24 protein-coding genes are annotated in these 26,932 nt (G+C 73.3%); 12 read left to right on the top strand and 12 right to left on the bottom strand.

Translation table 11 applies throughout. The features are described 5' to 3' along the window. Window positions 1-38: 38 nt before the first annotated feature. Window positions 39-1,421, top strand: a complete 1,383-nt coding sequence (locus NLX94_RS16230; RefSeq protein ID WP_254383454.1) for a cysteine desulfurase/sulfurtransferase TusA family protein — start codon at window positions 39-41, stop codon at window positions 1,419-1,421. A gap of 157 nt (window positions 1,422-1,578) precedes the next feature. Here NLX94_RS16230 and NLX94_RS16225 read toward each other — a convergent pair whose 3' ends face one another. Continuing rightward, entirely contained in the window at window positions 1,579-2,556 is a 978-nt protein-coding gene (locus NLX94_RS16225; protein WP_254383453.1) for a carbohydrate kinase family protein, read from the bottom strand. 131 nt (window positions 2,557-2,687) lie between these two features. On the opposite strand from NLX94_RS16225, the gene NLX94_RS16220 reads away from it, so the two are divergent. Together NLX94_RS16220 and NLX94_RS16215 are read left to right on the top strand one after the other, a co-directional pair. Further along, entirely contained in the window at window positions 2,688-2,906 is a 219-nt protein-coding gene (locus NLX94_RS16220) for a hypothetical protein (protein ID WP_254383452.1), read from the top strand. Between the two features lie 106 nt (window positions 2,907-3,012). Further along, entirely contained in the window at window positions 3,013-4,536 is a 1,524-nt protein-coding gene (locus NLX94_RS16215; protein WP_254383451.1) for a hypothetical protein, read from the top strand. Between the two features lie 116 nt (window positions 4,537-4,652). On the opposite strand, the gene erpA is transcribed toward NLX94_RS16215, so the two are convergent. Next, the gene (erpA, locus tag NLX94_RS16210) at window positions 4,653-5,009 is read right to left on the bottom strand and encodes an iron-sulfur cluster insertion protein ErpA (RefSeq protein WP_243330017.1); all 357 of its coding nucleotides are present in this window, start codon (window positions 5,007-5,009) and stop codon (window positions 4,653-4,655) included. A 326-nt stretch (window positions 5,010-5,335) separates the two neighbouring features. On the opposite strand from erpA, the gene nadA reads away from it, so the two are divergent. Next, window positions 5,336-6,538, top strand: coding sequence for a quinolinate synthase NadA (gene nadA / locus NLX94_RS16205; protein ID WP_254383450.1), 1,203 nt, complete (start codon window positions 5,336-5,338; stop codon window positions 6,536-6,538). Window positions 6,539-6,623: 85 nt separating this feature from the next. Here nadA and NLX94_RS16200 read toward each other — a convergent pair whose 3' ends face one another. The 3 genes from NLX94_RS16200 to NLX94_RS16190 form a co-directional block, all read right to left on the bottom strand. Beyond that, on the bottom strand, window positions 6,624-9,755 hold the full coding sequence (locus NLX94_RS16200) for an efflux RND transporter permease subunit (protein ID WP_254383449.1): 3,132 nt from the start codon (window positions 9,753-9,755) through the stop codon (window positions 6,624-6,626). 187 nt (window positions 9,756-9,942) lie between these two features. Continuing rightward, a complete protein-coding gene (locus NLX94_RS16195; RefSeq protein WP_254383448.1) occupies window positions 9,943-10,662 on the bottom strand; it encodes a response regulator transcription factor in 720 nt (239 codons plus the stop codon). Between the two features lie 219 nt (window positions 10,663-10,881). Then, complete coding sequence (locus tag NLX94_RS16190) at window positions 10,882-11,703, bottom strand: adenosylcobinamide-GDP ribazoletransferase (RefSeq protein WP_254383446.1); 822 nt, start codon at window positions 11,701-11,703, stop codon at window positions 10,882-10,884. A 70-nt stretch (window positions 11,704-11,773) separates the two neighbouring features. Here NLX94_RS16190 and NLX94_RS16185 point away from each other — a divergent pair, with 70 nt between their 5' ends. Then, entirely contained in the window at window positions 11,774-12,541 is a 768-nt protein-coding gene (locus NLX94_RS16185; RefSeq protein ID WP_254383444.1) for a hypothetical protein, read from the top strand. Window positions 12,542-12,563: 22 nt separating this feature from the next. Here the strand turns inward: NLX94_RS16185 and NLX94_RS16180 are convergent, their stop codons facing one another. Next, the gene (locus tag NLX94_RS16180) at window positions 12,564-12,842 is read right to left on the bottom strand and encodes a hypothetical protein (protein WP_254383442.1); all 279 of its coding nucleotides are present in this window, start codon (window positions 12,840-12,842) and stop codon (window positions 12,564-12,566) included. A 13-nt stretch (window positions 12,843-12,855) separates the two neighbouring features. Beyond that, window positions 12,856-13,650: a PspA/IM30 family protein gene (locus tag NLX94_RS16175; RefSeq protein ID WP_254383440.1), complete on the bottom strand. Its 795-nt coding sequence runs from the start codon at window positions 13,648-13,650 to the stop codon at window positions 12,856-12,858. Between the two features lie 242 nt (window positions 13,651-13,892). Here NLX94_RS16175 and NLX94_RS16170 point away from each other — a divergent pair, with 242 nt between their 5' ends. Then, on the top strand, window positions 13,893-14,492 hold the full coding sequence (locus NLX94_RS16170; protein WP_254383439.1) for a DUF3043 domain-containing protein: 600 nt from the start codon (window positions 13,893-13,895) through the stop codon (window positions 14,490-14,492). A gap of 53 nt (window positions 14,493-14,545) precedes the next feature. Next, window positions 14,546-15,304, top strand: a complete 759-nt coding sequence (locus tag NLX94_RS16165) for a class I SAM-dependent methyltransferase (RefSeq protein ID WP_374683966.1) — start codon at window positions 14,546-14,548, stop codon at window positions 15,302-15,304. A gap of 77 nt (window positions 15,305-15,381) precedes the next feature. Here the strand turns inward: NLX94_RS16165 and NLX94_RS16160 are convergent, their stop codons facing one another. Beyond that, window positions 15,382-15,594: a hypothetical protein gene (locus NLX94_RS16160; protein WP_250742535.1), complete on the bottom strand. Its 213-nt coding sequence runs from the start codon at window positions 15,592-15,594 to the stop codon at window positions 15,382-15,384. 104 nt (window positions 15,595-15,698) lie between these two features. On the opposite strand from NLX94_RS16160, the gene NLX94_RS16155 reads away from it, so the two are divergent. From NLX94_RS16155 to NLX94_RS16135, 5 genes are all read left to right on the top strand, one after another. Beyond that, window positions 15,699-16,904, top strand: coding sequence for a bifunctional adenosylcobinamide kinase/adenosylcobinamide-phosphate guanylyltransferase (locus NLX94_RS16155; RefSeq protein WP_254383438.1), 1,206 nt, complete (start codon window positions 15,699-15,701; stop codon window positions 16,902-16,904). 141 nt (window positions 16,905-17,045) lie between these two features. Continuing rightward, window positions 17,046-18,107: a nicotinate-nucleotide--dimethylbenzimidazole phosphoribosyltransferase gene (gene cobT, locus NLX94_RS16150; RefSeq protein WP_254383437.1), complete on the top strand. Its 1,062-nt coding sequence runs from the start codon at window positions 17,046-17,048 to the stop codon at window positions 18,105-18,107. Between the two features lie 82 nt (window positions 18,108-18,189). Next, on the top strand, window positions 18,190-20,163 hold the full coding sequence (locus tag NLX94_RS16145) for a phosphatidylglycerol lysyltransferase domain-containing protein (RefSeq protein ID WP_254383436.1): 1,974 nt from the start codon (window positions 18,190-18,192) through the stop codon (window positions 20,161-20,163). Beyond that, complete coding sequence (locus NLX94_RS16140) at window positions 20,160-20,903, top strand: hypothetical protein (protein WP_254383435.1); 744 nt, start codon at window positions 20,160-20,162, stop codon at window positions 20,901-20,903. The genes NLX94_RS16145 and NLX94_RS16140 overlap by 4 nt, the downstream gene beginning before the upstream one ends. 71 nt (window positions 20,904-20,974) lie before the next feature. Next, the gene (locus tag NLX94_RS16135) at window positions 20,975-22,156 is read left to right on the top strand and encodes a histidine kinase (protein ID WP_254383944.1); all 1,182 of its coding nucleotides are present in this window, start codon (window positions 20,975-20,977) and stop codon (window positions 22,154-22,156) included. A 26-nt stretch (window positions 22,157-22,182) separates the two neighbouring features. Here NLX94_RS16135 and NLX94_RS16130 read toward each other — a convergent pair whose 3' ends face one another. The 4 genes from NLX94_RS16130 to pelF are packed head-to-tail and all read right to left on the bottom strand — an operon-like array spanning window position 22,183 to window position 26,895. Continuing rightward, entirely contained in the window at window positions 22,183-23,016 is an 834-nt protein-coding gene (locus NLX94_RS16130) for an endo alpha-1,4 polygalactosaminidase (protein ID WP_254383434.1), read from the bottom strand. Further along, window positions 23,013-23,720, bottom strand: coding sequence for a spherulation-specific family 4 protein (locus tag NLX94_RS16125; RefSeq protein WP_254383433.1), 708 nt, complete (start codon window positions 23,718-23,720; stop codon window positions 23,013-23,015). Before NLX94_RS16125 ends, NLX94_RS16130 begins: the two co-directional genes overlap by 4 nt. A gap of 29 nt (window positions 23,721-23,749) precedes the next feature. Then, on the bottom strand, window positions 23,750-25,384 hold the full coding sequence (locus tag NLX94_RS16120) for a hypothetical protein (RefSeq protein WP_254383431.1): 1,635 nt from the start codon (window positions 25,382-25,384) through the stop codon (window positions 23,750-23,752). Continuing rightward, window positions 25,381-26,895, bottom strand: a complete 1,515-nt coding sequence (gene pelF, locus NLX94_RS16115; protein ID WP_254383429.1) for a GT4 family glycosyltransferase PelF — start codon at window positions 26,893-26,895, stop codon at window positions 25,381-25,383. Before pelF ends, NLX94_RS16120 begins: the two co-directional genes overlap by 4 nt. Between the last annotated feature and the right edge of the window lie 37 nt (window positions 26,896-26,932).

Genomic DNA, 26,932 nt, shown 5'->3' with positions numbered 1-26,932 from the left:
GGCGTGGCGTCGGCGTGGCGGCCGGTTAGCGTGACCGGATGCCGTACTTCGACACCGCGTCCGCCGCCCCGCTGCACCCCGTGGCCCGGCAGGCGCTCCAGGCCTCCCTTGACGAGGGCTGGGCCGACCCGGCCCGGCTGTACCGCGAAGGCCGCCGGGCGCGGATGCTGCTGGACGCGGCGCGGGAGGCGGCGGCGGAGGCGGTGGGCTGTCGCCCCGACGAGCTCGTGTTCACTCCTTCGGGGACGCACGCGGTTCACTCGGGCATGGCCGGGGTCCTGGCGGGGCGTCGGCGCGTCGGCGGGCATCTGGTCGTATCAGCGGTGGAACACAGCTCCGTGCTCCACGCGGCGGAGCTCCACGCGGCGGGCGGCGGGCGGGTCGAGGAGGTCCCGGTGGACCGGTTCGGCCGGGTCTCCGCCTCCTCCTACGGGGAACTCGTCGGCCCCGCCACGGCGCTGGCCTGCCTCCAGTCGGCCAACCACGAGGTCGGAACCGTCCAGCCCGTGGCGGAGGTCGCCGAGGTGTGCGCCGCCGCCGGGGTCCCGCTGCTGGTGGACGCCGCGCAGTCGCTGGGCTGGGGGCCGGTCCCCGGGAACTGGTCCGTGCTGTGCGCGAGCGCCCACAAATGGGGCGGCCCGGCGGGAGTCGGCCTGCTGGCGGTCCGCAAGGGAGTGCGGTTCTCCCCCCAAGGCCCCGCCGACGAAAGGGAGTCGGGGCGCTCCCCCGGCTTCGTCAACCTCCCCGCGGCGGTGGCCGCGGCGGCCTCCCTGCGGGCGGTGCGCGCCGAGGCGGACGCGGAGGCGGCCCGCCTGCGGATCCTGGTGGACCGGCTGCGGCGGCGGGTGGCCCGCCTGGTGCCGGACGTCGAGGTGGTGGGCCACCCCGACCTTCGGCTCCCGCACCTGGTCACCTTCTCCTGCCTGTACGTGGACGGGGAGACCCTGCTCCACGGGCTGGACCGGGCGGGGTACTCCGTTTCGTCCGGCTCCTCGTGCACCAGCTCGACGCTGACGCCGTCCCATGTCCTGCGGGCCATGGGGGTGCTGTCGGAGGGGAACGTACGGGTGTCCCTGCCGGGCGGCACGACCGCGGCGGAGGTCAACGGGTTCCTGGAGGTGCTGCCGGGGCTGGTGGCGGGGGTGCGTGAGCGGCTCGGCGTGGTGGAGGCGGGGCCGGCCGCGGATCCGGAGGCGGAATCCCTGGAGCTGGACGCGCTCGGGCTGCGGTGTCCGCAGCCGGTGATCGAGCTGGCGCGGGCGATCGGGCGGGTTCCGGTGGGCGGCACGGTGACCGTCCTGTCGGACGACGAGGTCGCGCGGCTGGACATCCCGGCGTGGTGTGCGATGCGGGGGCAGACCTACGTGGGCGAAGCCCCGCGCCCCCTCGGTACTGCGTACACGGTCCGCCGGGCGGTCTGACCCGGGCCGGGAGGCGGGGCGGGGCGGCCCTGCGGGGCTGTCCCCTGCCCGCCCTTCCACCGTTCCCCGGGGCGCCGCCCCGGACCCCGCGCCTCAAACGCCGGCGAGGCTGGATTCATCCAGCCCGCCCGGCGTTCGAGGGCGCGGGCGCGAGGGGCTACGCCGGGAGGTGGGACTGGACTTCTGCCGCGGCCTCGTCGCCGTAGGCCTTCGTGAAGCGCTCCATGAAGTGGGCGCGGGCCAGGGTGTACTCCTGCGTGCCGAGGGTCTCGATGACGAGCGTGGCCAGCATGCAGCCGACCTGTGCGGCCCGCTCCAGGCCGACGCCCCAGCCGAGGCCTGTCAGGAAGCCTGCGCGGAACGCGTCGCCGACGCCGGTCGGGTCGACCTTCGCGGTCTCCTCCGGGCAGCCGACCACGATCGGGTCGTGGCCGACCCGCTCGATGCGGACGCCGTTCGAGCCGAGCGTGGTGACCCGGGTGCCGACCTTCGCCAGGATCTCCGCGTCGGTCCAGCCGGACTTCGCCTCGATGAGGCCCTTCTCGTACTCGTTGGAGAAGAGGTACGTCGCACCCTCCATCAGGGTGCGGATGTTGTCGCCGTCCATCCGGGCGATCTGCTGCGAGAAGTCCGCCGCGAAGGGGATCTCCCGCGTCCGGCACTCCTCCGTGTGGCGCAGCATCGCCTCGGGGTCGTCCGCGCCGATCAGGACGAGGTCCAGGCCGCCGACCCGGTCCGCGACCGACTTCAGCTCGATCAGGCGGGCCTCGCTCATCGCGCCCGTGTAGAAGGAGCCGATCTGGTTGTGGTCGGCGTCCGTGGTGCAGACGAAGCGCGCGGTGTGCAGGACCTCGGAGATCCGCACGGACTGGGTGTCGACGCCGTGGCGGTCGAGCCAGGCGCGGTACTCGTCGAAGTCGGAGCCGGCCGCGCCGACGAGGATCGGCCGGGCGCCGAGCTGCCCCATGCCGAAGCAGATGTTCGGGCCGACGCCGCCGCGCCGCACGTCGAGGTTGTCGACGAGGAAGGAGAGGGAGACCGTGTGCAGCTGGTCCGCGACCAACTGGTCGGCGAAGCGGCCGGGGAAGGTCATGAGGTGGTCGGTGGCGATGGAGCCGGTGACTGCGATACGCACGGCGTGGACGCTCCTGCAGGGGAGGGCAAGGGGACATTCAAAACTACCCGGTCGGCGAGCCCCTGCCGATCGGCAGAAACTACCCCGTAGTAGCTCTTTCCTCCCTCGCCGCGGCGTGCCTACCGTGCCCCATGACCTACACCTATGGCTTCGGGCACGTCCGGCCCTCCGAGAACACGGCGGGCACCGAGTTCGATCAGCTGCTGGGCGACTGCGCCCGGATGGCCCCGCACTGGCCGGTTCCCGCCGGTCCGCGTCCGGATCGGGTGGCTCCCTCGCAGATCAGCGGGATCCGGGTCCCGGCGGCCTCGGCCCGCCTCATCGCCGCCACGGCGGTCTACGGCTACTAGGCCGTCCCGGCCCGGGCCGGCCTGGGCCGGCCTCCGCGGAACCGGATCGGCGTCTGTTCCGTCACACCCGCATCACCCCCTGCGGGACGGGCAAAGGAGCGATGCGGTGACCAGCGAACCATCCGATGCACCCGAGGCATCCGAGACTTCCGAGACGCCCGGAGCGCTCGGCACCCCCGGCACGTCGTCCGGGGCACGGCGGCGGCCGGTCTGGGTCGTCGGCTCGATCGCGGCCGCCGTCCTGCTCACGGGCGGCGGCACCGCGTACTGGGCGTCGACCGCCCACGGCGAGGGGCGTACGGGGGACAGCGCGGCCTCCGCGCCCCGCACGGCGCCCACTCCGCCCGGGCCCGGGATCGCCCCCGGCGAGCCCGACCCGTCCGGCGGCGGGATCACCTACGCCGCGGACGTCCCGCTCCCGGACGGCCCGGCCACCGCGCCGGCCTTCACGGCGAGCGGCGAGGTGACCTCCGCCGAGGTGGCGCGGCTCGCGACGGCGCTGGGGATCTCCGGCGCGCCCCGGCTCGCCGGGGAGACCTGGCAGGCCGGGGAGACGGCGGACGGCTCCGGGCCCCGGCTCACGGTGAACCTCAAGGCTCCCGGGACCTGGAACTTCTCCCGCTTCCAGGTCGGCGGGACCGGTACCGGCGGCACCGGGGACAACTGCGTCCGGGGCAAGGACACCTGCGGCCCGGCCACCCTCCCCCAGGACCTGGGCCAGGAGCAGGGCGGCGCCGCCGCCGGTGGCACGCCGGTCTCCGAGGCGGCCGCCAAGGCCGCCGCCGCGCCCGTGCTGGCCGCCGTGGGGCAGGGCGGGGCGAAGCTCGACGCCCGGATCGCGCAGGGCTCCGTACGCGTGGTGACGGCCGACCCGGTGGTCGGCGGGCTGCCCACGCAGGGCTGGGCCACCCGGATCGGTGTCGGGGCGGACTCCCTCGTGGTGTCGGGCAGCGGCGAGCTGAAGGTTCCGGTGCGGGCCGCCGAGCAGCCGGTGATCGGGGCGGTCGACGCGCTGGCCCGGCTGAACGACAGGTCCCGGGGCTCCGGCGCCCCCGACCCGGGCCCGAGCGGCTGCGCCACGAGCGTCCCGCTGGCCCCGGACACCCCGGTCGGCGCCACGGACACGCTGCCGTGCAACCCGGAGCCGCGCCCGATGAAGCCGTCGCGGACGGAGTCGGTGCGGGGCGCCGTGCTCGGGCTGGCCCCGGGCACGGTCGACGGGGTCCGCGGCCTGGTGCCGGCCTGGCTGTTCGAGGTGGCGGGCAAGGGCGGCGGCCCGGGCCACACGGTGGCCCAGCCGGCGGCCCCGACCGGGGAGACTCCCCCGGCCGATCCGCCCGCCCCGGCCGACCCGCCCGTGAAGGGGCAGACCGTGCCCGGGTTCTCGTACTCCTCCGCCGACCGGACGCTGACCGTGAACTTCTGGGGCGGAGTGTGCAGCACGTACGCCCTGGAGATCCGGGAGCAGCCGCAGACGGTGATGGTGCGGATCACGGACACCCCGAACAGCCCGGGGCACGCCTGCATCATGATCGCGCAGGAGATGACGGTGACGGGCACGCTCCAGCAGCCGCTGGGCGACCGCAAGGTGATCGACGCGACCACCGGCAAGGCGATCCCCCGCCAGTAGCTCCAGGACGCGCCGGGGGGCGCCAGGACGCACGAGAGGGGCCCGTCCGCGGACATCCGCGGGCGGGCCCCTCTCGTGCGTCCTGGCGGGCCCGGCCGGTGGGCCGGGGGGCCGGGCTAGTTGAAGGAGTCGCCGCAGGCGCAGGAGCCCGTGGCGTTCGGGTTGTCGATGGTGAAGCCCTGCTTCTCGATGGTGTCGACGAAGTCGATGGACGCACCGTGCAGGTACGGGGAGCTCATCCGGTCGGTGACGACCTTCACACCGTCGAAGTCCTTCACGACGTCGCCGTCGAGGGAGCGCTCGTCGAAGAAGAGCTGGTAGCGCAGGCCCGAGCAGCCACCGGGCTGGACGGCGACGCGGAGCGCCAGGTCATCGCGACCCTCCTGCTCGAGCAGGGTCCTGACCTTCTCGGCGGCGGCGTCGGACAGGAGGATGCCGTCGCTCACGGTGGTCTTTTCGTCCTGTACGGACATCTGCATTCACTCCCGAAGTGGGCGGCTCCCCGCCGGGAGCGGGGAAACGTCGGACTCTTGCCGTCGGTGGCAACGAGCGGGACCGCGGATTCATTCCGGGACCCGACGCGTGTTTCAGAAATTCCATGCTCGCACACCCCCGCGCGGGGGTGGCTCCCCGCGCGGTACTCGCGCACCCGCGACGGGCCCGCGAATTCGTCACATCGACACTATCGGCATCGTCAAAGTGACGTGAAGCAGTTATGATAGATAGCGTCAAATAGACGAGAAGTCGAAGCGCAGGCTTCAGAGTGGCTTCAGAAGTCCCTTGTCGCAGAACAGAAAGGGTGCGTGTCGTGACCACCGCCCAGCCTTTGGACAACCAGCCTTTGGACGTCCAGCCGACGCCCCTTGCCTTGCTGCTGCTCGGCCGCGAAGCCGACCCCAAGAGCGAGCGCGGGGTGGAGTGCCCCGGCGACCTGCCCTCGCCGTCGGACCCGGACCTGGTGGCGCGCGCCCGCGCCGCCAAGGAGAAGCTCGGGGACAAGGTCTTCATCCTCGGCCACCACTACCAGCGTGACGAGGTCATCGAGTTCGCCGACGTCACCGGTGACTCCTTCAAGCTCGCCAAGGACGCGGCCGCGAAGCCGGAGGCCGAGTACATCGTCTTCTGCGGCGTCCACTTCATGGCCGAGTCCGCGGACATCCTCACCTCGGACGACCAGAAGGTGGTCCTGCCGGACCTGGCCGCGGGCTGCTCGATGGCCGACATGGCCACCGCCGAGCAGGTCGCGGAGTGCTGGGACGTGCTGACCGAGGCCGGCATCGCCGGTGAGACGGTCCCCGTCTCGTACATGAACTCCTCGGCCGACATCAAGGCCTTCACGGGCAAGCACGGCGGCACGATCTGCACCTCGTCCAACGCGAAGAAGGCCCTGGAGTGGGCGTTCGAGCAGGGCGAGAAGATCCTCTTCCTGCCGGACCAGCACCTGGGCCGCAACACCGCCGTCCGCGACATGGGCATGTCCCTCGACGACTGCGTGCTGTACAACCCGCACAAGCCGAACGGCGGCCTGACCGTCGAGCAGCTGCGGAACGCCAAGATGATCCTGTGGCGCGGCCACTGCTCGGTGCACGGCCGTTTCTCGGTCGACTCGGTCAACGACGTGCGCGCCCGGATCCCCGGCGTGAACGTCCTGGTCCACCCGGAGTGCAAGCACGAGGTCGTGGCGGCGGCGGACTACGTCGGCTCCACCGAGTACATCATCAAGGCGCTGGAGGCGGCCCCGGCCGGCTCCAAGTGGGCCATCGGCACCGAGCTGAACCTCGTACAGCGCCTGGCGAACCGTTTCGCCGCGGAGGACAAGGAGGTCGTCTTCCTCGACAAGACGGTCTGCTTCTGCTCGACCATGAACCGCATCGACCTCCCGCACCTGGTGTGGACCCTGGAGTCCCTGGCCGAGGGCAACCTCGTCAACCAGATCCAGGTCGACAAGGAGACCGAGAGCTTCGCGAAGCTCGCCCTGGAGCGGATGCTCGCGCTTCCGTAGCCCGGCGACGACAGCCCGGCGACGACCGAAGGGCCGCCCCCTCCTGCGGGGGACGGCCCTTCGTCGTGTGCGCTCGTACGGAACCTCAGACCTTGACCGGGCTCTCGTCCTCCGCGGAGGCGGACGGGGCCGGGACCACGGTCAGGCGGGCCGTCTTCTTCGCGCGGCGGCGCTCCTTGCGGAGCTCCAGCATCGTGTAGAGGGTCGGCACCAGGAGCAGGGTCAGCACGGTGGAGCTGATCAGGCCGCCGATGACGACCACCGCGAGCGGCTGCGAGATGAAGCCGCCCTCGCCGGTGACGCCGAGCGCCATCGGGAGCAGCGCGAAGATCGTCGCCAGTGCCGTCATCAGGATCGGGCGGAGCCGGTGGCGGCCGCCCTCGACGACCGCCTCGATGACGCCGTAGCCCTGGGCCCGGTACTGGTTGACCAAGTCGATCAGGACGATCGCGTTGGTCACCACGATGCCGATGAGCATCAGCATGCCGATCAGCGCCGGGACGCCGAGCGGGGTGCCGGTGACCAGGAGCAGGCCCAGCGCGCCGGTCGCGGCGAAGGGGACGGAGACCAGCAGGATCAGCGGCTGGACCAGCGAGCGGAAGGTCGCGACCAGCAGCATGAACACGATCGCGATGGCCGCGAGCATGGCCAGGCCCAGCTGGCCGAAGGCCTCGCTCTGGTCCTCTCCGACGCCTCCGATGGAGGCCGTGGCGCCCTCGGGCAGCTTCAGGGCCTTGATCTTCGACTGCAGGGTGGAGCTGACGGCGCCGGTGTTGTCGCCGATCGGCTTCGCGCTGATGGTCGCGGCGCGGGCGCCGTCGATCCGGGTCATCGCGACGGGGCCGGGGACCTCCTTGACCTCGGCGATGTCGCCGAGCTTCACGGGGCCGACGGGCAGCGCCTGCAGCTGGGCCAGGGTGGTGGCCGGCTGTGCGGACCTGATGACGATGTCCCGCTCGGTGTCGTCCAGTACGGCCTTGCCCGCCGGGTTGCCGCGTACGGCCTGGCCGACGATGGCGCCGAGCGCCGCCTGGTTCAGACCGAGCTCCGCGGCCTTGGGGGTGGCGGTGACGGAGATCCGGGGCACGGACTGCGACAGGTCGCTCTGGACGTCGGTGACGTCGCCGATCTTCGCCACCTCGGCGCGGACCAGCTCCGCGGCCTGGGCGAGGACGGCCCCGTCACCGGCCTTGACGACGACGCTGACGTTCTGGCTGCCGAAGCCGTCGCCGGCCGCGATGGTGGTCTCACCGATGCCGTCGAGCCCCTTCAGGGCGGTCTCGATGTGCTTCTTGGCGGACTCGGTCTTGTCCGAGCTCTCCAGCGTGATCTGGTACGAGGCCTGGTTGGAGCCCGTACCGCCGCCGAAGGCGGCCAGGAAGCCGGAGGAGCCGACGGTGACCTGGTAGTCCTTGACCCCGTCGGTCTCCGACAGGACCTTCTCGACCTTGCGGCTCGCCTCGTCGGAGGCCGCCAGCGAGGTGCCGGGCGGCAACTGCTGCTTGATGCTGAGGACTTCCTGCTCGCCCTGGTCGAAGAAGTTCGTCTTGAGCAGCGGGGTCATGCCCAGCGTCACGACGAACACCACGACGGCGACGGCCAGGGTGGCGATCCGGCGGCGGGTGACCAGGTCCAGCGCCCGTACGTAGAACCGCTGGAGCTTGCTGCGGGACTCCTTCTCCTCGGCCTCGCGGCGGGCCTTCTCGATGCTCGCGGCGTCCCCCTCGCTGACGCCCTTCGGCGCGCGCAGGAACCAGTACGAGAGCACCGGCACGACCGTCAGGGAGACGAGCAGCGAGGCCAGCAGGGCCGCGGTGACGGTGATGGAGAACGGGCCGAAGAACTGGCCGACCATGCCCCCGACGAAGGCGATCGGCAGGAAGACGGCGACGGTGGTGAGGGTGGAGGAGGTGACCGCGCCGGCCACCTCCTTGACCGCGGTGATGATGGCGCCGCGGCGCTCCTCGCCGTAGCCGAGGTGGCGCTTGATGTTCTCCAGGACCACGATCGAGTCGTCGACGACCCGGCCGATGGCGATGGTGAGCGCGCCCAGCGTCAGCATGTTGAGGGAGAGGTCGCGGGTCCACAGCACGATCAGCGCGAGGACGACGGACAGCGGGATGGAGACCGCGGTGACCAGCGTCGAGCGCAGCGAGCCGAGGAAGACCAGGATCACGACGACCGCGAAGACCAGGCCGAGCAGGCCCTCGGTGGTCAGGCCCGAGATGGACTTGGCCACGGCCGGGCCCTGGTCGCTGACCACGGCCAGGTCGGCACCGGAGCCGAGGGTGGTGCGGAGCTCGGGCAGCTTGTCCTTGACCGCGTCCGAGATGGCGACGGCGCTGCCGTCCTTGTCCATGGTGAGGGCCAGCGCGAGGCTGGGCTTGCCGTTGGTGCGGGTCAGGGAGTCGGCCTTGGCCGGCTCCTGCTTGACGCCCGCGACGTCACCGAGGCGGACGACGGGCTTGCCCGGTCCGGCGGTGAGGCGCAGGTCCTCCAGCTGGGCGAGCGAGGTGAAGCCCGAACCGACGCGCACGGTGCGGTTCTTGCCCGCCTCGTCGAAGGAGCCGGCGGGGACGGTGGCGCCGCCCGCCTGCAGGCCCTGGGCCAGGGTCGCGCCGTCGATGCCGGCGGCGGCGAGCTTGGCGTCGTCGGGGGTGACAGTGACCTGGAGGTCCTGGACGCCGTCGACGGTGACCTGGCCGACGCCCGCGATGTCCTCCAGCGCGGGGACCACGGACTTGTTCAGCTGGTCGGCCAGCGCCTGCTGGTCCTTGTCGGAGGTGACGGCGAGGACCACGGTCGGGATGTCGTCGGTGGAACCGGCGATCACCTGCGGGTCCACCTCGGCGGGGAGCCGTACGCGGGCCCGGTTGACGGCCTGCTGGACGTCGGCGACGAGCTGCTTGGTGCCCTCGTCGCCGTAGTCGAAGGTCGCCATGATCAGGGCGTTGCCCTCGCTGGCGGTGGAGGTGATGCCGGTGATGCCGTCGACGCCCTTGAGCATGGCTTCGATCGGCTCGACGACCTGCTTCTCCACCACGTCGGGCGAGGCGCCCTGGTACGGCGCGAGCACGGACACCATCGGCAGGTCGATGGAGGGCAGCAGCTGCTGCTTGAGCTGCGGAATGGCTATGGCGCCGAAGAGGAGCGCGACGAGCGACACGAGGCCGATCAGTGCCCTCTGGGCGAGGCTGAAGCGGGACAGCCGGAACATGGCTATGGGGATCTCTCTGCAAGGACGCGGCGAGGTCTGCGCGGCATGACGGGGCCGTGCCTTCGGGCACGCGCGGGCTCCCCCAGCCTCTCGTGCGCACGGGCACGCCCACGTCGCCCCCAGGTCTCGTCCTTATGCGGGGCATACCGCACCCGCAGTAGGCGGGCCTACTCCGAACTGCTGCGGCCTACTCGGCTCTCGGCCGGACCAGTCCCGATTCGTAGGCAATGACCACCAATTGCGCCCTGTCGCGGGCGCCGAGCTTGGACATGGCCCGGTTCACGTGGGTCTTGACGGTGAGCGGGCTGACCTCCAGCCGGCGGGCGATCTCGTCGTTCGACAGACCCGCCGCCACGAGGACGAGGACCTCGCGCTCGCGTCCGGTCAGCGCGGCCAGGCGCGTCACGTGGGCGGCGCTCTCGGCGGGGGCGGTGGCCTCGTCGCCGCCGCCCTGCGCGAGGAAGGTGGCGATGAGCCCCTTGGTGGCGGCCGGGGAGAGCAGTGCGTCCCCGGCGGCCGCGACGCGGATGGCGTTGAGCAGCTCCTCGGGCTCGGCCCCCTTGCCGAGGAACCCGGAGGCGCCCGCCCGCAGGGCCGCCGCCACGTACTCGTCCACCTCGAAGGTCGTCAGCATCACCACGCGGACGTCGGCCAGTTCGGGGTCGGCGCTGATCAGCCGGGTGGCGGCGAGGCCGTCGGTGCCGGGCATCCGGATGTCCATGAGCACCACGTCGGGCCGGGCCGCGCGCGCCAGTTCGAAGGCCTGCGCCCCGTCGGAGGCCTCCCCGACGACACACATGTCGGCCTCGGAGTCGACGAGCACCTTGAACGCGCTGCGCAGCAGGGCCTGGTCGTCGGCGAGGAGCACCCGGATGGGCGTCGGGGCCTGGTTCGGGGTCGTTTCCACGCCCCGACCCTACGTCGTCCCGCGCGGCGGGACCGGATCCGGGAGGGGGGCCGCCCAGGCCGTCTCTTCCGGATCTTGCCGGTCAGGCCCGCGTCGTCCGGTGCCGTGCCTCGGCGCGCTGCAGGGGCTCCCGCGTACTGGACGTACTCGGGTGCCCCTGCAGCGCGGCGAGGTGCGGTGCCGGACGACGCGGGCCAGGCAAGATCCGGAAGAGACGGCCTAGCCCAGGGCCAGTACGAGCAGGGCCGTCGTCGCCGAGACCTCGGCCAGGGCTCCGAACACGTCGCCGGTGACCCCGTCGAAGCGGCGCACGCAGCGGCGGAGCAGGGCCTCCGCCGTCAGCAGGGCGGCCAGGACCGCCGCGGTGTGCTGCGCGGCGGCGGGCAGGCCCAGCGGCAGCGCCGCGGCGGCGGCCAGGACCACCACGAGCCCGGCGACCGCGGCGGCCGCCCCGCGCGGGACCGCTCCGGCGACCGCCGCGCCCAGTCCCTCGGGGCGGGCCGGGGGGATCCCGTCGCGCGAGGCCAGGGTCATGGCGAGCCGGGCGGTGACGGCCGCGACGACGGCGGCCAGGGCGCCCCGGATCCAGCTGTCGGCGTAGACGTCCGCCAGCGCCGCGACCTGGACCAGCAGGCCGAACACCAGCACCACCACCCCGAAGGGCCCGATGTCGGACTGCTTCATGATGCGCAGCGCGGCGTCGGCCGGCTTGGCGCTGCCCAGTCCGTCCGCCGTGTCGGCGAGGCCGTCCAGGTGCAGGGCCCGGGTCAGGGCCGCCGGGACGGCGACGGTGACGGCCGCGGAGAGCAGCGGACCGGCGCCGCACACCAGCAGGAGCACCCCGGGCACGGCCGCGAGGAGCCCCACGACGAGCCCGGCGAGCGGGGCGCAGACCATGCCCGTGCGGGCGGCGGGGCGGTCCCAGCGGGTGATGCGGGTGGGCAGCACGGTGAGGGTGCCGAAGGCGAAGCGGACCCCGTCGAGCAGCGAGGCCCGGTCCGGGGGCGGGGTCAGGGGCGGGCCTTCGTACGAATCTGTCATCGGCGCGAACGCTACCCGCTCGACCGGACCGGTAAGTTACCCATAACACCCCAAATCGGGAGGTGGTGGCATGGGTCACTGGTGGTATCGCAACATTGTGGAGCCGGGGAAGCTCCCGCTGCTCCTCGCGCTGGTCTCCTTCGTCCTGTCCTTCCTGGTCACCCGCATGATCACCCGCATGATCCGGGCGGGCCGGGGGCCCTTCAAGAACGTCACCCCGGGCGGGCTCCACATCCACCACGTGGTCCCCGGCGTGATCCTCGTGATCATCGGCGGCTTCGGCGCGATCGGCAGCGCCCGGCACAGCTTCGGGGCGGGCCTGTCGGCCGTGATCTTCGGGCTGGGCGCGGGGCTGGTGCTGGACGAGTTCGCGCTGATCCTGCACCTGGACGACGTCTACTGGAGCGAGCAGGGCCGCAAGAGCGTGGAGATCGTGGTCCTGACGGCGGCGATCGTGGCGCTGGTGCTGGGCGGCTTCCTGCCCTTCGGGGTCAACGACCTCACCGAGGACGAGCGGCACAACCGCGGACTGGTCGCCATGAACACGGCCACCAACTTCTTCCTCGCCCTGATCGCCCTGTGGAAGGGCAAGGCGCGCACCGCGTTCTTCGGCGTGGTCATCCCCTTCGTGGCGCTCATCGGGGCGATCCGGCTGGCCCGGCCCGCTTCCCCGTACGCCAAGAAGTTCTACGCGAACCGCCCGAAGGCCCGCGCCAAGGCCGGGCTGCGGGCCTTCCACCACGACCGCCGGTGGGCCTCGCCGCGGCGCAGGTTCGAGAACTTCATCGGCGGGACCCCGGACGGGGAGGGACGGCCCGCCGCGAAGGACCCGGACTGACGGCTCGGCCGCCAGCCCGGGGTCAGCCCGGGATCAGCCCGTCGTCGCTCAGCATCGCCCGCACCTCGTCCAGGGAGGCGTCGGGGGCGGGCAGGATCAGCTCGGACGGCTCCAGCGCCTCGTCGGGGAGCGGCTCGCCGAGCCGCCGCACGGCGTCGAGCAGCTCGCCCAGCGTGCGCCGGAACCCCTCCTCGTCGCCGCTCTCCATCTCCGCGAGCAGCTCGTCGTCCAGCTTGTTGAGCTCGGTGAAGTGGCTGTCCGCCAGCTTCACCTGACCTTCCCCCATGATGCGGACAATCATGACGGGCCCCGTCCTACTGCTTGTCGAACCGGTGCTGGGTCTGCGGCTGCTGGCCGGCGCCGGGGGCGCCGCCCTCGATGGCCTGCTGCTGGGCGGAGGGGCCGCCCGCCAGCTCGGCCTTCATCCGCTGGAGCTCCAGCTCCACGTCCGTCCCGCCGGAGAGGCGGTCCAGCTCGGCCTGGATGTCGTCCTTGGAGCCGAGGCCGCTCTGGTCGTCGAGGGCGCCGGAGGCGAGTAGCTCGTCGATCGCGCCGGCGCGGGCCTGGAGCTGCGCCGTCTTGTCCTCGGCCCGCTGGATGGCGAGGCCGACGTCGCTCATCTCCTCGGAGATGCCGGAGAAGGACTCGGCGATCCGCGTCTGCGCCTGGGCCGCCGTGTACGTGGCCTTGATGGTCTCCTTCTTCGTGCGGAAGGCGTCCACCTTGGCCTGGAGCCGCTGCGCGGCCAGCGTCAGCTTCTCCTCCTCGCCCTGGAGGGTCTGGTGCTGCACCTCCAGGTCGCTGACCTGCTGCTGCAGCGAGGCGCGGCGGGACAGGGCCTCGCGGGCCAGGTCCTCGCGGCCCAGCGCCAGCGCCTTGCGGCCCTGGTCCTCCAGCTTGCTGGACTGGCCCTGGAGCTGGTTGAGCTGCAGCTCCAGGCGCTTGCGGGAGGTCGCCACGTCGGCGACGCCGCGGCGCACCTTCTGGAGCAGCTCCAGCTGCTTCTGGTACGAGTAGTCGAGGGTCTCGCGCGGGTCCTCGGCCCGGTCCAGGGCCTTGTTCGCCTTCGCGCGGAAGATCATCCCCATACGCTTCATGACACCGCTCATGGGCTTCGCGCGCCCCCTTCTAGACGGACTGTGCTCCAGGTCACCAACAAGACCCACAGTACGGGCCCTGCCTCTATTACCGCACTGTTCGAGCGGGGATGCGCTCCTCCTCCAGGACGACTGCGCTTCCGCCGTGTCAGGCGTAAGGAGTAGGTGCTTCCCTCAGGAAGGACGCCCGCCGTTGCCGGATCGTTCCCCTCCGGGATGGGGCGCGTGCCCACAACCACGTACCCTTGGGTTTTGTGTTTGGTAGCCGATCCTCCAAGGAAGAGAAGGACGCCGCCACCGACAAGGTGAGCGCCGACCTCTCGCAGTCCCGTGACCCTCAGGCCCCGAAGGGCCGCCCGACGCCGAAGCGTGCTGTGGCCCAGTCGCAGCGCAAGGCCGTGGTGGCCTCGACCGGCAATCGCAAGGAGGATGCCAAGCGGGCTCGTGAGCGCCGCCGGGTCGAGATGACCAAGCAGCGCGAGGCCCTCGCCAATGGCGACGAGCGTTACCTGCCCAACCGCGACAAGGGTCCCGTGCGCCGCTACGTGCGCGACTTCGTGGACTCCCGCTTCTCCGTCGCCGAGATGTTCCTGCCGCTGGCCGTGATCATCCTGGTGCTGAGCATGGTGCGGGTGCCGTCCATCCAGAACATCGCGCTCCTGCTGTGGCTCGGCGTGATCGCGCTGATCATCGTCGACTCCATCGGCATGTTCATCCGCCTGCGCAAGGCCCTGAACCAGCGCTTCCCGAACGAGCCCAAGCGCGGCGCCGTCGCGTACGGCCTGATGCGCACCCTCCAGATGCGCCGGCTCCGTCTGCCGAAGCCGCAGGTCAAGCGCGGGGAACGGCCCTGAGCCGAGGAACGCCCGGAGCGTTCGGCGGGGGTGGCTTCGCGGACGGGGCCCGGTTGTGGCTGGAAGGCCTCGGCGGGCTCCGCAACGCGGTGCGCCAGGAGCTCGTCGGCCGTCAGGTCGACGAGCAGATCGCGCACCGCTTCCCCGTGGGGCAGCGGCTGCGCGTCCTCGACGTCGGCATGGGCCAGGGCACGCAGGCGCTGCGCCTGGCCCGCGCCGGGCACATGGTGACCGGGCTGGAGCAGGACCCGGACATGCTGGCCGTCGCCCGTGAGGTGCTGGCCGCCGAGCCCCCCGGGATCCGCGACCGCGTCCGCCTCATGGAGGGCGACGGCCGGGAGACCGGAGCGCACTTCCTGCCGGGCAGCTTCGACGTCGTGCTCTGCCACGGCGTCCTGATGTACGTGCCCGAGCCGGACGCCATGCTCGCCGGGCTCGCCCGGATGCTGGCCCCCGGCGGACTGCTGTCCCTGCTGGTGCGCAACGGCGACGCCCTCGCCATGCGGCCCGGCCTGCACGGCGACTGGACGGCCGCGCTGGCTGCCTTCGACGGCGTCGACTACACGAACCGGCTGGGCCTGGACGTGCGCGCCGACCGGCTGGCCACGCTGACCGCGACCCTGTCGGGGATCGGCGCCCCGCTGCAGACCTGGTACGGGGTGCGCGTCTTCACCGACGGCACCGAGGCCGGCGACAAGCTCCCCGCCGACGCGGAACTGGAGCGGCTGCTCGCCGCCGAGGACCGCGCCGGGCGGACCGACCCGTACCGCGGGGTCGCCGCGCTGCTGCACCTGTGCGGCGTACGGGGCTGAGGGCGCGGGCCGTGGACACAGCGGAGCCCGGACCCCCCTGAGGGGGTCCGGGCTCTCGCGTACCCGGGCAGCGCCGGTCAGAGTTCAGCGGCCTCGCGCAGGCTCATCGTGTAGAGCTGGACCCCGTTGTCGTCGGACAGCTTCACCTGTTCGGTACCGCCCTCCAGCAGGTCCTTCCAGTACTCGCCGATCCAGGATTCGGCGTCCCCCTGCGTGGTGAACTCCTCCGGCACCACCGACGGGCTCGTCTCACTGCCGTCGGCCGTCTCGAACCGCCACGTCCACGCCATGTCCGCCTCCGTTGCTCGTCCGCTTCTCACACGCTTCTCGCCTTGAGTGTGCCCGCAGACTAACCGGGCGCGCAGCAGTCCCGGCGACGCGGGAGGATCATCCTGTGGAACTCACTCTGCTCGGCACCGGCACACCCGAAGGACTGCCCCGCCCCGGCTGTCCCTGCGCCGCGTGCGCGCTCTCCGTGGGGCCCCGGGCGCGCGCCGCCACCTCCGTGCTCGTGGACGGGGCGCTGCTGCTGGACCTGACCCCCGGGGCGGTGCTCGCCGGCGCCCGGGCGGGGCATTCGCTGGCCGCCGTACGGCAGGTCCTGCTGACCCATCCGCACGACGGCCCCGCCGTCGAGCTGCCGCCGGGGCTGCCGGCGGCCGGGCGGGTGCCGGACGGGCGGGAGCTCGCGGTGATCTCCGGGCACCGGGTGCGGGCCGTGCCGATGGACGCGCCGGGCACCGGCTACGAGGTGACCGGGCCGGACGGTGCCCGGATGCTGTACCTGCCGCCGGGCGGGGCCCCGGCCGGGACCTCGGGCACCAGTGGGCGGCGCCCGTACGACGTGGTCCTCGCGGACGTGCTCGGCCGGCCGGAGGCGCTGGCGCGGCTGCGGGCCAGCGGCGCGGTGGGGCCGGCGACCGACGTGATCGCGGTCCACCTGGACCACGACACCCCGCCGGGGGCCGAACTGGAGCGCCGGTGCGCGGCCGCGGGCACGCGGACGGTGGCGGACGGGACCACGGTGGCGGCCGGGGAGTACCGGCCGGCGCCCGAGGTGCCGCGGCGGACCCTGGTCCTGGGCGGGGCCCGGTCGGGCAAGTCGTACGAGGCCGAGCGCAGGCTCGCCGGCTACCCGGAGGTCGTCTACGTGGCCACCGGCGGTACGCGCGAGGGCGACCCGGAGTGGGCCGCGCGGATCGGGCTCCACCGCGAGCGCAGGGCGGCGTCCTGGCGGACGGTGGAGACCTGCGATCTGGTGCCGCTGCTGGAGCAGACCGGGCCGGCGCTGCTCATCGACTGCCTGGCGCTGTGGCTGACGGACGCGATGGACCGGGCCGGCGCCTGGGACGACTCCGTCTGGGCGGAAGGGGGGAGCAAGGAGCTGGCCGCGCGCGTCGGTGAACTGGTGGCGGCGGTCCGGGCCACCCGCCGGCAGGTGGTGCTGGTCAGCAACGAGGTCGGCTCCGGGGTCGTTCCCGCGACGGCGGCGGGGCGGCGGTTCCGGGACGAGCTGGGGCGGCTGAACGCGGGGGTCGCCGGGGAGTGCGAGCACGTCCTCCTGGTGGTGGCGGGGCAGGCACTGGCCCTGAAGCAGTAGCCGTGCGGGGCGCGGCACCCGGGCCCTCGAACGGGGTCGCGGCCCGTCGGCGCGCCGCACGCGGCCCGGCCCGGCGACGGCAACGCCCCGGGGTGTGAGGACCGTTCGGGCCCCGCAGGGCTCCGCTGTACCCTCTGGCAGATGACCACGCTGAATCTCGACGACTTCTCCGATCTGATCGAGCGCCCCGACGGGGGCGTCCGGCGTGACGCCGAGGAACGCCGTGAACGGCTGGCCGTGCCGGTCGGGGCGCTGGGGCGGCTCGACGAACTCGCCGAGTGGCTCGCCGCCGCGCAGGGCCGGGTGCCGGTCAGGCCGATCGAGCGGCCGCGCGTCGTGCTGTTCGCCGCCGACCACGGGGTGGCCTCCGAGGGGGTCTCCGTCCGTCCCGCCGGCAGCGCCCACGAGCTGGTGCGGGCCGTCCTCGACGGCCGGAGCCCGGTGTCGGTGCTGGCCGGGCGGCTCGGGGCCTCCGTACGGATCGTGGACGCCGGCTTGGCGTGCGATCCGGAGCTGCTGCCGGAGGAGATCACCCGGCACCGGATCCGCGCCGGCAGCGGGCGGATCGACGTGGAGGACGCGCTCACCGCCGAGGAGGCCTCCGACGCGCTGCGGCTCGGGATGCGGATCGCCGACGAGGAGGCCGACTCCGGCACCGACCTGGTCGTCCTCGGCGACCTGAGCGTCGGCGGGACCACGGTCGCCGCGACCCTGGTCGCCGCCCTGTGCGGTACCGACGCCTCCGTGGTCACCGGCCGCGGCGGCATGCCGATCGACGATCTGACCTGGATGCGCAAGTGCGCGGCGATCCGCGACGCGCTGCGACGCGCCCGGCCCGTCCTCGGGGATCAGGTCGCGCTGCTCGCCACCGTCGGCGGCGCCGACGTCGCGGCGATCACCGGCTTCCTGCTCCAGTGCGCGGTGCGCCGCACCCCCGTGATCCTCGACGGGGTCGTCTCGGCGGCCTGCGGGCTGGTGGCCCAGCGGGCCGCCTTCCGCGCCCCGGACTGGTGGCTGGCCGGGCAGGCCAGCGGGGAGCCCGGCCAGGCAAAGGCCCTGGACCGGATGGCGCTCAACCCCGTGCTCGACCACGGCGTCACTGTGGGAGAAGGAACCGGGGCGCTGCTGGCTCTCCCCCTCGTCCAGGCGGCCGCCGCACTCGCGGCGGAACTCCCCGAACGGGCGGCCGAGCCCACCGAGTGAGTCACCGGAGCCCGCGGCCTTGACCAGGCCGCGGCCTCCGGGAGTCCAGCACGGACCGCGATGCCCCATATCATCGCTTTTTATGGGAGAGGTCCGTTTGACCAGCGCAGAGTCCGATCGGAAGACCGACCGAGGAACCGGTGGGGATCCGAACGGCAGAAACAACCCGGGGGGCGGGCGGGGGAACCCGCAAGGAAGCCAGCAAGGAAACACCCAGGGCAGCACACAGGGCAGCACGCCGGGAACCGCGTCCGCCGGTCAGGGGAACACCCGGGAGACCGGCCGGGGCAGCGTCCGCTCGCGGCGCAGCGCCACCTTCGCGGTCTGGTACTTGCGCGCCGTCACCTTCGTCAACCTGCTCAGCGCGGTGTGGTTCTCGCTCGGCCAGGACCTGCGCCGGCACAGCACCGCCGATTTCTACACTCCGTACCTGCTCACGGCGGGCTTCGCCTCCGCGGCGTTCTCGCTGCTGCTCACCGTCACCATGGGCCGCCGCAAGCGCGCGGCCTGGATCCTGAACCTCGTGCTCAGCGGGCTGCTCCTGGCGGCCTTCGCGATGGCGGCCGTCGCCTCCTTCACCCCGTGCTCCGGGGGCTCGTACGAGTTCTGCTACCCGGAGTTCCGCGTCCACCCGCAGAACTGGGTGGCCTTCGGGCTGACCGCGCTCTTCTTCGGCGCCCTGCTGCTGGGCCGCCGGGAGTTCTACGCCAAGGGCGACCGCTCCAACCCGCTGCTGGCCAGTCTGGTCGCCTCCGTCGGCCTGCTGGTGACCTCGCTGGTCGCCGCCCTGGTCGTCGGCGCGACCAACACCGACCCGGACGCCGCCGACGCCACCTTCCTGGCCCGCTGGCGGTACGGCGTGATGCGGCTGGTCACCCTGGCCCCCGACGACAAGGCGTACAACGCGATCACCACGCCGGGCTGGGTGGACGTCGCGATCAACGTGATGTCGACGCTGCTGCTGCTCGCCGTGCTGTTCGCGGCCTTCCGCTCGCGCCGCGCCGTGGACCCGATCACCGAGGAGGACGAGGAGAAGCTGCGGCTGCTGCTCGCCCGGCACGGAAACCGGGACTCGCTGGGCTACTTCGCGCTGCGCCGCGAGAAGTCCGTCATCTGGTCCCCCACCGGCAAGGCGGCGGTCACCTACCGCGTCGTCGGCGGGGTCTCGCTGGCCTCCGGCGACCCGATCGGCGACCCCGAGGCCTGGCCCGGCGCCATCGACCCGTGGCTGGCCGAGGCCCGCGAGCACGGCTGGGTGCCCGCCGTGATGGGCGCGAGCGAGGAGGCCGGGCAGATCTACGCCCGGCACGGACTGGACGCGCTGGAGCTGGGCGACGAGGCCATCGTCGAGACCGACGAGTTCACCCTGGAGGGCCGGGCCATGCGCACCGTCCGCCAGGCGTACAACCGCGTCAAGCGGGCCGGGTACACCGTCCGCATCCGCCGCCACGCCGACATCCCGGCCGAGGAGATGGACGTCCTCCTGCTGCGCGCCGACGACTGGCGCGACGGCGCGACCGAGCGCGGCTTCTCCATGGCACTGGGCCGGCTGGGCGATCCCGACGACGGCCAGTGCGTGATGCTGGAGTGCTTCGACGGCGAGGGCGAGCTGCGCGCCGTGCTGTCCTTCGTGCCCTGGGGACCCAAGGGGCTGTCGCTGGACCTGATGCGCCGTGACCGGGATTCCGAGAACGGTCTGATGGAGTTCATGGTCATCGAACTCCTGGAGCGGTCAAAGGAGATCGGGGTCACGCAGGTCTCCCTCAACTTCGCGATGTTCCGGTCCGTCTTCGAGCGCGGGTCGAAGCTCGGCGCCGGTCCGGTGCTGCGTCTGTGGCGCTCGCTGCTGAGCTTCTTCTCGCGCTGGTGGCAGATCGAGTCCCTCTACCGGGCCAACGCCAAATACCGGCCGATCTGGGAACCGCGGTTCATGCTCTTCGAGAAGAGCTCGGACCTGCTGCGGATCGGCATCGCTGCGGGCCGGGCCGAGGGCTTCCTGGAAGCACCCGGGCTGCCGAAGTGGATGCACCGCAGACATCTGGAGAGCAAGCGTTGACCACCTCCTCACTGCGGCGGTTCGCCGACCGCGAGTGGGGGCCCCTGTACCGGACGGTCCGGGACGCGCTCGTCCGCGACAAGTGGCGGGCCGTCCCGATGACCCTCGGCGCGGTCTGCCTGACCGCCGTCTTCCAGATCGTCCAGCAGACGTCATGGGGCTTCCAGCCTGTCCAGAACCTCGGGTCGGTCAAAGCCGTCGACCCGCTCTGGCTGGCCCTGCTGCGGACCCCGCTGTCGCTGTTCGTGCCGGCGCTGGACCTGCCGGTGTGGGGGGCGCTCGCGCAGATCCTGCTCGTCTTCGGGATCGCGGAGATCTGCGTTGGCTGGTGGCGCACGCTGGTCATCGGCTACGTGGCCACCCTGGCCGGGACCACGTACGCGCGGATCGGGCTCTCGCTCGGCCCCGACCACCCCTTCGGCCTGCCCGCGACGGACCGGATCGTCAACGACACCGGGCCCTCGGCGGCGGTGGTCGGGCTCGCCGTCTACGTCTGCTGGCGGTACCGGGCCTACCTGACCGGCTCCCTCGTGGTCCTGGTGATGATCGGCGAACTGCTCTTCAAGGACAACCTGGCGGGCAAAGAACACCTGGCCGCCATCGCCTCGGTGATGGTGATCTGCCTGGTCCGCGCCCTGTGGGGCCCGGAGCGCTCCCGCGCCCCGCTGGGGCGGCCGGCGGCCGCTGCCCCTCCCCCGCCGCCGCCCGGGACGCCTCCCGTGCCACCGCCCCGGGTCTGACCGGGCGCGCGGGGCCGTACCGTATCGGGGTGACGACACACCTCGGGCCGCTCGCTCCGACGCGGCAGTGGATGCGGGACCATCCGCTGGCCACCGACGCCCTCCTGGCGCTCGGGGCGCTCGTCGCCATGGTCGTCGGGTCCTTCGCCGACCCGCACGGGGAGCACGGGCCGACCTTCGGCACCCGCACCCCCGAGCCGTTCTCGCTGGTCCTCATCGTGCTCGGCGCGGGCGCCCTGGTGCTGCGGCGCCGGCGGCCCCGCGCGGTGCTGGCCGTGACCATCGGGCTCTCGCTGCTGGAGCTGACCACCGGGGAGCCGCGGGCGCCCGTCGCCATGTGCACGGTGATCGCCCTGTACACGGTGGCCTCCCGCACCGACCGGCCCACCACCTGGAAGCTCGGCCTGATCACCATGGCCGGGCTGACGGGCGTGGCCATGCTGGCCGGGCCGCTGCCCTGGTACGCGCAGGAGAACCTGGGCATCTTCGCCTGGACCGGCATGGCCGCGGCCGCCGGGGACGCGGTGCGCAGCCGGCGGGCCTTCATCGACGCCATCCAGGAGCGGGCCGAGCGCGCCGAGCGGACCCGCGAGGAGGAGGCCCGCAGGCGGGTCGCCGAGGAGCGGCTGCGGATCGCCCGGGACCTGCACGACGTGGTGGCCCACCACATCGCCCTGGTCAACGTGCAGGCGGGCGTGGCCGCGCACGTCATGGACAAGCGCCCGGACCAGGCCAAGGAGGCGCTGGCGCACGTACGGGACGCCAGCCGCTCGGCCCTGAACGAGCTGCGGGCGACCGTCGGGCTGCTGCGCCAGTCCGGCGACCCGGAGGCGCCGACCGAACCGGCGCCCGGGCTGGCCGTCCTCGACGACCTCGTGGGCACCTTCCGCAACGCCGGGCTCCCGGTGAAGGTGATGGTCCAGCTGGGCCCGGCGGCCGCGGTCCCGCTGCCCGCCGCCGTGGACCTCGCGGCCTACCGGGTGATCCAGGAGGCGCTGACCAACGTCCGCAAGCACGCCGGTCCCGGAGCCGGCGCCGAGGTCAGCGTGGTGCGGGTGGGCGGCTCGGTGGAGGTGACCGTGCTGGACGACGGCGGCTCCGCGGCGGACCCCTCGCCGGAACCCCGCGACCCCGGCGGCGGGCACGGCCTGCTCGGCATGCGCGAGCGGGCCGTGGCCCTGGGCGGCTCCTGCTTCGCCGGACCCCGCTTCGGGGGCGGCTACCGGGTGCACGCCATCCTTCCGGTGGGCTGAGGGGCGGACGGGCCGGCGGCCGGGCTTCAGCAGGCCTTCCGCCAGGCGCCGAGGTCGTACTTCTTCTCCAGCGAGCTGAGCTTCAGCGCGGTCGTAGCGGCGCAGAACCGGCCGGCCGGGAGCTCGTACTCCACGTGGAAGACCGCCTTGCCCGCCAGGATGAACGGGGTCAGCCGGGCGCACTCGTCGTACTGCGCGCACTGTTCGTTGACCGCGAAGTCGAAGTCCCCCACCAGCTCGGGGATCTGGTCCAGGTCGTTCTTCAGCCCGACCGACAGGCCCCGGTCGTGGGCGAGCCGCACGATCAGCCGGTTGTAGTTCAGCTGGTCCCCGGCGGTGAGCGGGAAGCCGGACTTGTTGCGGTAGGCGTCCATGTTGTCCGGCTCCACTGCGTCGAAGCCCTTGTCGCGGCACATGTCGAACCGCTTGGCCATCAGCGGTTCCAGTTCCGCGAGCCGCCGGATGTCGAGCCAGCGCTCGCCCTCCCAGCCGTTGCCCTCCCCGATCATCGACCGCGGGAAGGCCGCGGCGTCCGGCCGGAAGTCCTCCCAGGCGCCGGTGGAGAGGTAGCAGATGGTCCGGCGGCCGGCCGCCTTCAGCCCGGCGACCTGCTCCTTGGTGGTGGTGAACCCGTCGATGTCGTAGACCGCCGCCTTCACCGAGGTGTCCAGCTTCCCGGTGATCTGCCACTGCCAGCTGACCCCGGGGGCCGGCTGCCAGCGCTCCCCGGGCGCCGGGGCGGGCGAGAAGTCCTCCGGCTGCTCCTCGTCGTCGTCCGGGGCCGAGGTGCAGGCCGCGAGCAGCAGCACGGCGACGGCGCCGAGGAACAGCAGGCGGCGGCCTGCGGACGGGCGTCTCATCCGGCGGCCTCCAGGGCGTACGGCAGGGTCCCCCACGGGTGCGCGCCGGTCCCCGGGACCGCGCAGTGCACCCCGGCCCCCCGCTGGGCCGCCAGCCGCTCGGCGAGTGCGGCGGCCGGGGCGCCCGGCGGGACGGCGTAGACGAGGTGGCAGAACCGGTGGGCGGGATGGTCCGCGGTCCACGGGGGCGCGGCGGCCGCGTCCCGGTAGGCGTCCCAGGGCCCCTCGAAGGTGACGAGCAGGTCGGCGAGTTCGGCGTAGTCCGGGTGCGGGTGCACTCCGTGGTTGAGGACGACGGTACGGGCCCCGGCGGCCCGCGCCGCGACGACGAGCCGCCGGTAGTGCGCCAGGCACTCCGGGCCGGCCGCCGCCTGGTCCAGGAAGGTCCCGTCGACGGCGTACCAGTCGCGGTGGCGCAGCAGGTCCTGGACCACGGCGGCGTGCGGGCGGCGCCCGTAGTCGGTGTCGGCGTACCCGAGGACGGGCACCCCGGCCTCGCGCAGCCGCGCCGACACGGCGGCGAACCGCTCGTCGGGGGCCTCGCCCGGCCCGCTGGCGGGGTTGAGCACCACGGAGTGCAGTCGGCCCGGGGAGCAGATGAGCCGCTCCCAGTACTCGGGGCGGTCGGCGGGGTGCTCGTAGAGGGGCACCAGGAGCATGGGGTCCTTCTTCTCGTACGGGTACGGGTACGGGGTCACGTGCATCGGGGGTGTACGGGGTCTGCCGCCGGGCCTCAGCGGTGGGCCGTGGCGCGGCCGAGCAGCAGGCAGACGAGGGTGCCCAGCGCGAGCGCCGCGGCTCCGGCGACGGCCAGCTGCACGGCGCGCGGGTGGCCGAGGCCCAGGAGCAGGGCCAGGCTCTGCGCGACGGCGGCCGAGGCGCAGACCACCGCGGCGGGCCGGACCGCCCCGAAGGACTGCAGGAGCAGCCCGGTCCACATCACGGCGCCGAGCAGCAGCAGGGTGGCGACCCGGACCCCGGTCAGGCCGGGCGCGCCGGGCCAGAGCAGGGTTCCGGTGATGCCGAGGGCCAGCAGCACCGCCAGGTACACGGCGAGGCACCGGGCCAGGGCGGAGAGCATCCGCAGCCGGAACTGCCGGGGCGAGCGGGCGGCGCGCAGCCCGGCGAGGCTGCCGCTGCGGAACCGGTGGAGCAGCCATTCGGCGGGGCCCATGCTGAGGGTGAGCGCCACCGCCGAGGGGGCGGCGACCGCCTCGGCGGGGCCGCCGGCGAGCACCTCCCCGAGGGCGGCGTACAGCACGAGCAGACCGGTGCCGAGGCCGAACACCCCGTAGGGGACGGAGTCCGCCAGCCGGGGCCCGCGCGGCCCGTACTCCTCCTCGGCGCCGCGCAGCATCTGCCAGCGCACCGGGCCGCGTTCGCCCGGCCGGTGCTGCGTCCAGCCGCGGACGCGGAGCACGAGGGCCCGTACGCCGTCGGCCAGCGGCAGTTCCCGTACGGCCAGCGCGCAGGCGGCCAGGAGGGAGACCGCCAGCAGGAACACCCGGACGGGGACGGGCAGTTCCAGGGCGAGGGAGAGCAGCGCCCCGGCGGCCATCGGTGCGAGCGCGGCCAGGAGCAGCCGCTCCCGCCCGAGGACGAGCAGGACGGTGGCGGCCCCGACGTACAGGGCCTGACCGGCGGCGAAGGCGTAGGAGAAGGGGGGCCCGCCGGGTACCGCGAGCGCGGCGGCGGTGCCCAGGAGGGCCCCCGCGGGGGCTCCGGCGAGCAGGGTCCGCCCGGCGGCGGCCCGGTCGCCGAGGCCGAGCCAGGAGTAGGCGCGGTGGGACAGGGTCTGGTCCCAGACCCAGCCGATGAGGGCCCCGGCGAGCAGGGTGAGCGTCCCGGCGGGCAGCCCCAGCCGGTCCTGCGGCCCCTCCAGGAGGGGGGCGCCCAGCAGGTAGGCGAGGCCGGGCAGGGCGAAGATCAGCCCGCGCAGGAGGCAGGCGGTGAGGGGGACCTTCCAGGGGTCGGGGACCCGGTCGGGCTCCGGGAAGGAGCGGGGCACCCGGGCGTAGAGCTCCTCGGCGAGGCCGAAGGAGTCCTGGCGCCCGTAGGCGAGGCGGATGTGCTCGTCAGTCATCCCGTCGGATTCCAGGACGGCGGCGATCTCGTCGGGGTGGACGGCGGCGGCGATGAACCCGTCGAGGCGTTCGGCGAGTTCGTCCATCGGGTCGGGGGCCGGCCCGTCACGCCCGTCTTGTCCGTCGCGTCCTTCATGTCCTTCGCGGCGCGGCCGGGGGATGCCGGGCAGGGCGTCGGCGGCGGCCGCGGCGGGCGCCGTGCCGCGGCCGGCGGCCGCTGCGTGGCCGACGGGCACCCAGGCCCCGTCCGGGCCGGGCGGCTTGAGCCAGAGCGATCCGCTCACCACAGGCTCCCGTCGGCGGCGAGTTCCTTGTACCAGGGGTCGGCGAGGCGCTGGGTCCACTCGTCGCCCACGTGGACGGGCAGGACGGGCTGGCCGGCGAGCTCGCGGTAGATATGGCGGAAGCCGTCCACGGACTGGTGGAGGGTGAACTTCTCCACCACCCGCTTGCGGGACATCCGGCCCAGTTCCGCGCGGCGTTCGTCGTCGCGGAGCAGGGCGAGGGTGGCGCGGGCCATGGTCTCGGGCTCGCGCGGCGGGACGACGAGGCCGGTGTCGCCGACGGCCTCGCGGACCCCGCCCACGTCGGTGGAGACGGTGGTGCGGCCGCAGGACATGGCCTCGATGATGGAGAAGGGGAAGCCCTCGCTGATGGAGGAGAGCATCACGACGGAGCCGGCCCCGTAGGCCCGGGCCACGTCGTCGATGCGGCCCTCGTAGGTGATCCCGTCGCTCACGCCCAGTTCGGCGGCGAGCTTCTCCAGCTTGAGCTTGTAGTCCTCGCAGCCGGCCGGGACCGGGCCGAAGAGCCGCAGCCGCAGGGCGGGGAGCTCCTCGCGCATGAAGGCGTAGGCCCGCACGAGGGTTTCGAGGTCCTTGATGGGGTCGATGCGGCCGCACCAGCTGAGGGTGGGGACCTCCGGCTCGGGGCCGGCCTCGGGGAAGGCGTGCGGGTCGACGCCGTTGTAGACGGTGCGGATCCGCTCGGCGTCGGCTCCCCCGCGCTCCTCCCAGCGACGGTTGTACTGGTTGCACGGGGTGATCAGGTCGGCCTGGCGGTAGCCCTCGGTGTTGAGCTCGCGGTAGAAGCCGAGCATGAGCGCCTTGACGGGCCAGCGCTGTTCGGCGCTGCGGTAGCCGAGGTAGCGCTCGCGGAGGTAGATGCCGTGCTCGGTGAGGAGGAAGGGCACCTGGTCGAGGTACTTGGCGGCGAGCGCCGGGAGGGTGGCCAGTCCGCTGCTGACGGCGTGCGCGACGCTGTCGGGCGGGATCCGCACGGACAGCGGGCGCAGGGCGTGTTCCAGCAGGTCGGTGGCGGTGAGCGCGTCGTGGATGGTGGGCTCGGCGGCGGCGGTGGCCAGGCCGGGGCGGGTCCAGACGGTCATCAGCAGCCGCAGCACCGATTCGGAGCGCAGGGCCGCGGCGAGCCGCCCGGAGCGGGCCAGCAGGGCCAGCTCGCGCAGGGAGGCGGAGAATCCGCCGCGCGCGGGGTCGAGCAGGGAGAGCAGGAAGGTCTCGTAGGTCTCGGCGAAGCGGCGTTTGGCCTTGCCCCGCAGGCCGGAGCGGAGTCTGCGGGCCGGCGGAGCGCCCCAGAGGGGGACGCTGGTGTGGCGGTAGACGTTGCGCGGCAGTTCCCAGGTGACCGGCTCGCGTCCGGAGCCGGTCAGGGCTATGACGTTGAAGTCGACCTCCGGCATGCCGCGGACCAGTTGGTCGCACCATGTGCTGACGCCCCCGTGGACGTGCGGGTAGGTGCCTTCGGTGAGCATGGTGACATGGCGCCCATGGCTCATGCGGTGTGTCCCCCCAAGGACGGAAAAGGGGCCGGCG

It is taken from the genome of Streptomyces sp. TBY4, assembly GCF_024213195.1.
Lineage (GTDB): Bacteria > Actinomycetota > Actinomycetes > Streptomycetales > Streptomycetaceae > Streptomyces.
Note: the sequence above shows the minus strand (reverse complement) of the source record. Positions and strands in the feature narration are given on the sequence as shown.

What these genes read in the sequence shown, in the direction of transcription:
- NLX94_RS16230 (WP_254383454.1), top strand. Translation starts at nt 39, where the DNA reads ATGCCGTACTTCGACACCGCGTCCGCCGCCCCGCTGCACCCCGTGGCC.
- NLX94_RS16220 (WP_254383452.1), top strand. Translation starts at nt 2,688, where the DNA reads ATGACCTACACCTATGGCTTCGGGCACGTCCGGCCCTCCGAGAACACG.
- erpA (WP_243330017.1), bottom strand. Translation starts at nt 5,009, where the DNA reads ATGTCCGTACAGGACGAAAAGACCACCGTGAGCGACGGCATCCTCCTG.
- NLX94_RS16200 (WP_254383449.1), bottom strand. Translation starts at nt 9,755, where the DNA reads ATGTTCCGGCTGTCCCGCTTCAGCCTCGCCCAGAGGGCACTGATCGGC.
- NLX94_RS16190 (WP_254383446.1), bottom strand. Translation starts at nt 11,703, where the DNA reads ATGACAGATTCGTACGAAGGCCCGCCCCTGACCCCGCCCCCGGACCGG.
- NLX94_RS16185 (WP_254383444.1), top strand. Translation starts at nt 11,774, where the DNA reads ATGGGTCACTGGTGGTATCGCAACATTGTGGAGCCGGGGAAGCTCCCG.
- NLX94_RS16180 (WP_254383442.1), bottom strand. Translation starts at nt 12,842, where the DNA reads ATGATTGTCCGCATCATGGGGGAAGGTCAGGTGAAGCTGGCGGACAGC.
- NLX94_RS16175 (WP_254383440.1), bottom strand. Translation starts at nt 13,650, where the DNA reads ATGAGCGGTGTCATGAAGCGTATGGGGATGATCTTCCGCGCGAAGGCG.
- NLX94_RS16160 (WP_250742535.1), bottom strand. Translation starts at nt 15,594, where the DNA reads ATGGCGTGGACGTGGCGGTTCGAGACGGCCGACGGCAGTGAGACGAGC.
- cobT (WP_254383437.1), top strand. Translation starts at nt 17,046, where the DNA reads ATGACCACGCTGAATCTCGACGACTTCTCCGATCTGATCGAGCGCCCC.
- NLX94_RS16145 (WP_254383436.1), top strand. Translation starts at nt 18,190, where the DNA reads ATGGGAGAGGTCCGTTTGACCAGCGCAGAGTCCGATCGGAAGACCGAC.
- NLX94_RS16135 (WP_254383944.1), top strand. Translation starts at nt 20,975, where the DNA reads ATGCGGGACCATCCGCTGGCCACCGACGCCCTCCTGGCGCTCGGGGCG.
- NLX94_RS16130 (WP_254383434.1), bottom strand. Translation starts at nt 23,016, where the DNA reads ATGAGACGCCCGTCCGCAGGCCGCCGCCTGCTGTTCCTCGGCGCCGTC.
- NLX94_RS16125 (WP_254383433.1), bottom strand. Translation starts at nt 23,720, where the DNA reads ATGCACGTGACCCCGTACCCGTACCCGTACGAGAAGAAGGACCCCATG.
- pelF (WP_254383429.1), bottom strand. Translation starts at nt 26,895, where the DNA reads ATGAGCCATGGGCGCCATGTCACCATGCTCACCGAAGGCACCTACCCG.